Annotated in this window: 6 protein-coding genes; 1 reads left to right on the forward strand and 5 read right to left on the reverse strand. The window is 68.2% G+C overall.

Translation table 11 applies throughout. The features are described 5' to 3' along the window. Positions 1–466: 466 nt before the first annotated feature. Both ACFWP5_RS51710 and ACFWP5_RS51715 read right to left on the reverse strand, forming a co-directional pair. Positions 467–1,222: a class I SAM-dependent methyltransferase gene (locus ACFWP5_RS51710; RefSeq protein ID WP_384174190.1), complete on the reverse strand. Its 756-nt coding sequence runs from the start codon at positions 1,220–1,222 to the stop codon at positions 467–469. A 75-nt stretch (positions 1,223–1,297) separates the two neighbouring features. Continuing rightward, entirely contained in the window at positions 1,298–1,471 is a 174-nt protein-coding gene (locus ACFWP5_RS51715) for a hypothetical protein (RefSeq protein WP_384174193.1), read from the reverse strand. A 122-nt stretch (positions 1,472–1,593) separates the two neighbouring features. Between ACFWP5_RS51715 and ACFWP5_RS51720 the strand changes: the two genes are divergently transcribed. Next, positions 1,594–1,998 (forward strand): VOC family protein, encoded by a 405-nt coding sequence (locus tag ACFWP5_RS51720; RefSeq protein ID WP_384174196.1) that lies wholly within the window; start codon positions 1,594–1,596, stop codon positions 1,996–1,998. A gap of 153 nt (positions 1,999–2,151) precedes the next feature. On the opposite strand, the gene ACFWP5_RS51725 is transcribed toward ACFWP5_RS51720, so the two are convergent. Genes ACFWP5_RS51725 through ACFWP5_RS51735 form a run of 3 tightly spaced genes read right to left on the reverse strand, consistent with a single transcriptional unit; the run spans position 2,152 to position 5,293 of the window. Beyond that, complete coding sequence (locus ACFWP5_RS51725) at positions 2,152–3,198, reverse strand: ABC transporter ATP-binding protein (protein WP_384174199.1); 1,047 nt, start codon at positions 3,196–3,198, stop codon at positions 2,152–2,154. Positions 3,199–3,224: 26 nt separating this feature from the next. Beyond that, on the reverse strand, positions 3,225–4,262 hold the full coding sequence (locus ACFWP5_RS51730; RefSeq protein WP_384174202.1) for an ABC transporter ATP-binding protein: 1,038 nt from the start codon (positions 4,260–4,262) through the stop codon (positions 3,225–3,227). Between the two features lie 50 nt (positions 4,263–4,312). After that, entirely contained in the window at positions 4,313–5,293 is a 981-nt protein-coding gene (locus tag ACFWP5_RS51735) for an ABC transporter permease (protein WP_384174205.1), read from the reverse strand. Positions 5,294–5,406: the final 113 nt, after the last annotated feature.

Raw genomic sequence — 5,406 nt, forward strand, 5'->3', positions numbered from 1 at the left:
TTTCTAACCGGTTAAGGGTCGTGATGGTGGTTAGATTTGCCCCCGGCTTCCAGCGACCACCCACTCGGGGTTGGCCGCTGAGCCGGCCCGGCGTGCTGGCGAGGTGCGAATGCGGCCCCTCGCACCGGCCCGGTTCTGCTCATGGCTCGTGGGGGCAGTCCCTGCCCTTGTCCCTCGCACCCCACCGGCCGGTAGCCGCTAAGCCGGCCCGGCGTGCTGGTGAGGCGCGAGCGCGCCCCTCCGCCCCGGCCCGGAACGCAGTACAGGCAAGGGAATTCATGCCTGAGCCACCCGTTCCTTCGGGCTGCTCGCTCGCTTCTCAAACGGGCTGGAGCGGATCGAGTCAAGGGTGGAGCGCAGCGGAATCGGCGTAGCCGACGCGACCGCAGGGAGCGCCCTTTACTCGGGCCGTGGAAGCCCGACACTGGCCAAGAAGCGAGTGGCCCAACGGCAACTGGAAAACGCCCTAGCTGTATCGGCGTCCCGCAGATTCAGCCACGGTGACGATTTCAGGGCAAGCAGGGGTCAACAGTCCCCGCTCCCAGTCGCCATACCGCTCGACAACGACGAACCCGGCCTCGCCGAGGAAGCGGTCCAGAGTGTCGGTGTCGAGGAATCGCAGGGTGGTCCGGTCGACCTGCGGCCATTCCCACCGAGCCCCGTCAAAGGTCTCGGTGAACGTGACCCGATCGCCGGCAGGCGCCACGGACTCGACCTCGTGCCACACACGTACGACCCCGCCCCGCCCGTCGGGGACCTCCCGCACCCGGTCCGGCGTCCACGTCTCCCAGGCCCGGGCTCCTGGATTCCGCGTCTCGAACACGAACCTCCCGCCGGGCACGAGAGCGGCACGGACGGCACGCAGGGCCAGGCGCAACTCCTCGTCGCAGAGCAGCACTTGGAAGGCGTGCCCGGTCATGACGGCGAGTTCGAACTCACGGTGCCAATCCCGCGCCCGTAGATCCCCGAGCAGCCACTCGACGCCGGGTTCATGAGCCCGCGCCCGCACCAGCATCGCGGCGGCGGGATCGAGCCCCACGAGCCGCCCCCGATGCCCCTCCCGACGGGCCCGCCCGAGCAACCGCCCGGTACCGCACCCGACATCGAGCACGGGGTCGGCAGCCATCACCAGCCCGAGATAGAAGTCGTCGCCGGGCCCCCACGGGTTGAGGGTGTCGTACAGCGCGGCGAGCGAAGGATCCGCGAACGAGCGATCAACCACCGCGGCAGTGTGTCACGGGAGGAGAGGACGGATGGCGGGCCCGGCCGTTTCTTCCCGACTTCCCGACTTCCCGACTCACGCCGGACCGACCCGGATGCCGCCGGACCTCCTGAGCTGCCTGGCCTCCACGTTCCCGGCGGTCGTACCGAACTCGACGCACCCGTGGTGGAGTTGGCGTCCGCCGTCCGATAACCGGTCGACATCACCGCCGCCCTCCGGGATGCTCTCCGCGATGACAAGAACCGACATGCCGCCCGCCTGGGACGAGCGCACTCAACTCGCCACGTTTCTCCACCACGTCCGTGACACCGCCCGCGCCGAGTGCGAGGAGGGCGGACCGGACGAGGGGCCCTGGACCGGCGTGCGACCGCATGACAGACGAAAGGGACCCCTTGTCCTCCGCGAAGACCACCATCCGTACCCTCACTTTCGACTGCACCGGCGACCCCTACGAACTCGGCCTGTTCTGGAGCGAGTTGCTGGGCCGCCCGCTGGCCGACGACGACAAGCCCGGTGACCCGGAGGCGGCGATCGTCGACCCCGCCGGCGGCCCGATGCTGCTCTTCGTGCGCGTACCCGAGTCCAAGGCGGCGAAGAACCGCATCCACCTGGATCTCCAGCCCCAGGGGCGGACCCGTAGCCAGGAAGTCGAGCGGGCACTGCGACTGGGCGCCACGCAAATAGCCGACCACACGCGCCCGGACGGCGGGGGCTGGGTCATCCTGGCCGATCCAGAGGGCAATGAATTCTGTGTGGAGCGCGGGGAGTTGGGCTGACGCCGAGCCTGTCCGGTCCCGCCCCGCTTGTGGCGAAGGCCCGCGCCTGGGTGGGCGCGGGCCTTCGTCCCCTGGAACCGGACGTTCATGGGCTCGGGTCAATGGGCCGGTGAAAGTCCGTTCCTGAAGGGGGCGGCTGACTAAAGGGGTGTGTCAGGCCGCCGCCTCGGGGTCCTTGGAGAGACGGGGTGCCGGAACGGTGTCCGCCGTCTCGGGGTAGTGGCATGCGGTCAGGTGGCCCGGCTTGTTGCCCTCGACCTGTACCAGCGGCGGAGCCTCCGTCGCGCACTTCTCCGTCGCCTTCCAGCAACGGGTACGGAAACGGCAGCCCGTGGGCGGGTTGATCGGCGACGGCACGTCACCGACCAGCCGGATGCGCTCCCGGGCGGGCGTCTCGTCCACCGTGGCCTCGGGCACGGCGGACAACAGGGCCCGCGTATAGGGGTGGCGCGGGTTGCCGTACAGGTCGTCGCGGTCGGCGATCTCCACGATCTTGCCGAGGTACATTACCGCGACTCGCTGTGAGAAGTGCCGGACGATCGCCAGGTCGTGCGCGATGAACACGAACGCGATGCCGAGTTCCTTCTGGACCTTCTGGAGCAGGTTCACGACCTGCGCCTGGATCGAGACGTCCAGGGCCGACACCGGTTCGTCCGCCACGATCAGTTTGGGTTCGAGGGCCAACGCGCGGGCGACACCGATGCGTTGGCGCTGGCCGCCGGAGAACTCGTGCGGGAAGCGGTTGTAGTGCTCGGGGTTGAGACCGACGATCTCCAGCAGCTCACGGACGCGGGCCTCGCGACCGCCGGCCGGGGTGATGTCGTTGATCTCCATCGGGCCGGACACGATCTTGCCGACCGTCTGCCGCGGGTTCAGCGAGGCGTACGGGTCCTGGAAGATCATCTGGATCTCGGACCGGATGGGCGCCAGCTGCTTGCGGTTGGCGTGGGTGATGTCCTGGCCGCGGTAGTGGACCGTACCTCCGGTCGGCTCCAGCAGGCGGGTGATCAGGCGGCCCGTCGTCGACTTGCCACAGCCCGACTCGCCGACCAGGCCCAGGCTCTCGCCCTCGCCGACTTGGAAGTCCAGTCCGTCGACGGCCTGCACGGCGCCGACCGTACGCCGGATCGGGAAGCCGCCCTTGATCGGGAAGTGTTTGGTCAGCCCGCTGACGTCCAGGAGGGGGTTCGCGTTGCTCATGATGGTGAAGTCCCGTTTCTCGTACGTCAGTTGTGCCGGACTGCGGCGAGGTCGGCGAAGAATTCCTGGCGCTGTCCGTCCGTGAGGTGGCAGGCGGACCCCCGGCCGTCCACCACCTTCAGTGCGGGCTGCTCGCTCGAACACAGTCCGCCCTCGACCTTCTCTGCGAAGGTGCACCGCGGGTGGAAGCGGCAGCCGGACGGCGGGTTGAGCAGTGAGGGCGGCGAGCCCGGGATCGGCATCAACGGCACGTCGACCGGGCCTTCGAGGCTCGGCATGGAGCTCAACAGGCCCACCGTGTAGGGATGTTGCGGCGCCCGCAGCACCTCCTGCTTGGTGCCGCGCTCCACGCACCGGCCGCCGTACATCACCAGGACGTCGTCGGCGATGTCGGCGATCACACCGAGGTCGTGCGTGATGAAGACGATGGCGGTGCCGAACTCCTGCTGGAGGTCCTTCAGCAGGTCCATGATCTGGGCCTGGACCGTCACGTCGAGGGCGGTGGTCGGCTCGTCGGCGATCAGCAGTTCCGGGTCGCAGACCAGCGCCATGGCGATCATCGCGCGCTGGCGCATACCGCCCGAGAACAGGTGCGGGTAGTCGTCCACCCGCACTTCGGGCTGGGGGATCCCGACCCGCTTCAGCATCTCGATCGCCCGCGCGCGGGACTCCCTCTTGGAGGCGCCGGTGTGCTTGCGGTACACCTCGCTGATCTGCTTGCCGACCGTGTGGTACGGCGACAGCGAGGCCAGGGCGTCCTGGAAGATCATGGACATCTTGTTGCCGCGGAGCCGCTCAAGCTCGCGTTCGGAGGCGCTGAGCAGTTCCTTGCCCTCAAGCAGGATCTCGCCCTCGATCGCCGTACGGTCGCGGTCGTGCAGACCCAGGATCGTCAGGTTGGTGACGGACTTGCCGGAGCCCGACTCACCCACGATGCCGAGCGTCTTGCCCTTGTCGAGGTCGAAGGAGAGCCCGTCGACGGCCTTGACGATGCCGTCCTCGGTGGAGAAGTGGACTTTGAGATCCCTGACGGTGAGGAAGGGCTGCTGATCGGTGCTCGTCACGGAGACGCTCCTGGGGGGTGATGCGGGGGGTAGGGGGTACGGGCGGAGGGTCAGGCGAGCCGGATCCGCGGGTCGATGAAGGCGTAGGCGGCGTCGACGATGATGTTGAAGAACACGATCGCGGCGGCCGCCAGCACGGTGACGCCGAGCAGCATCGGCAGGTCGCTCTGGTTGACGGAGGTCACCGCGAGCCGGCCGATGCCCTGGAGGCTGAAGACCTGCTCGGTGATGATCGCGCCGCCGATCAGCGTGCCCAGGTCGATGCCGAACACCGTGACGATCGGACCCATGGCGCCGCGCCAGGCGAAGCGCAGGAACACGTTCGCACGCGAGAGGCCCTTGGCGCGGGCGGTGCGGACGTAGTCCTCGCTGAGCTGCTCGACGAGCTGGGAGCGGGCCATGCGGGTGTAGTTGGCGGTGAAGATGATCGACAGCACGATCCACGGCAGGAGCAGGCCGGAGAACCAGGAGACGGGGTTCTCGGTCAGCGGCGTGTAGGAGGGCTGGTCGAGGATGCCTGCCTTGAAGACCAGGAAGTACAGCGCGATGTACCCGACGAAGTAGATCTGGAGCGAGGAGCCGAGCAGCGACGCCGAGGTCGCGAACTTGTCCAGGAACTTGCCCTGCTTCAGCGCCGCGATCATGCCCGTGCCGACACCGAAGGTCAGGAAGATGATCGCCGAGCCGAAGGCCAGCGAGAGGGTCAGCGGCAGCCGGTCCATGATCGTGGCGAAGACGGGCTCGTTGTTGGCGAAGGAGTAACCGAGGCACGGAGCGTTGCAGTGTCCGAAGCCGCTGTAGTCACGCCCGACGAAGATGGCCTTCAGCCAGTCCCAGTACTGGACCGGGATCGGATGGTCGATGCCCAGGTTGTGCCGGATCTGCGCGAGCGAGGCCGGCGTGCAGTTCTTGCCGCAGGACATCATGGCCGGGTCACGCGGGACGGCGTAGAAGAGCCAGAAGGTGATGGCGCTGATGATCAGCAGAATGACCAGCGCGCCGATCGTACGGCGGACAAGGAAGCGGAACATGGGGTCAGGACTCTCCGGGCGAGGCGCCGTTGCCGGGGCGTGAGGGGTGTGGAGCCGGTGGGCGAGTCGCGCCATGGCTACTTCTCCTGCTGCTTCAGGTCCGGGCGGCCGGG

The organism is Streptomyces sp. NPDC058469, assembly GCF_042721125.1.
Classification (GTDB): Bacteria; Actinomycetota; Actinomycetes; order Streptomycetales; family Streptomycetaceae; genus Streptomyces.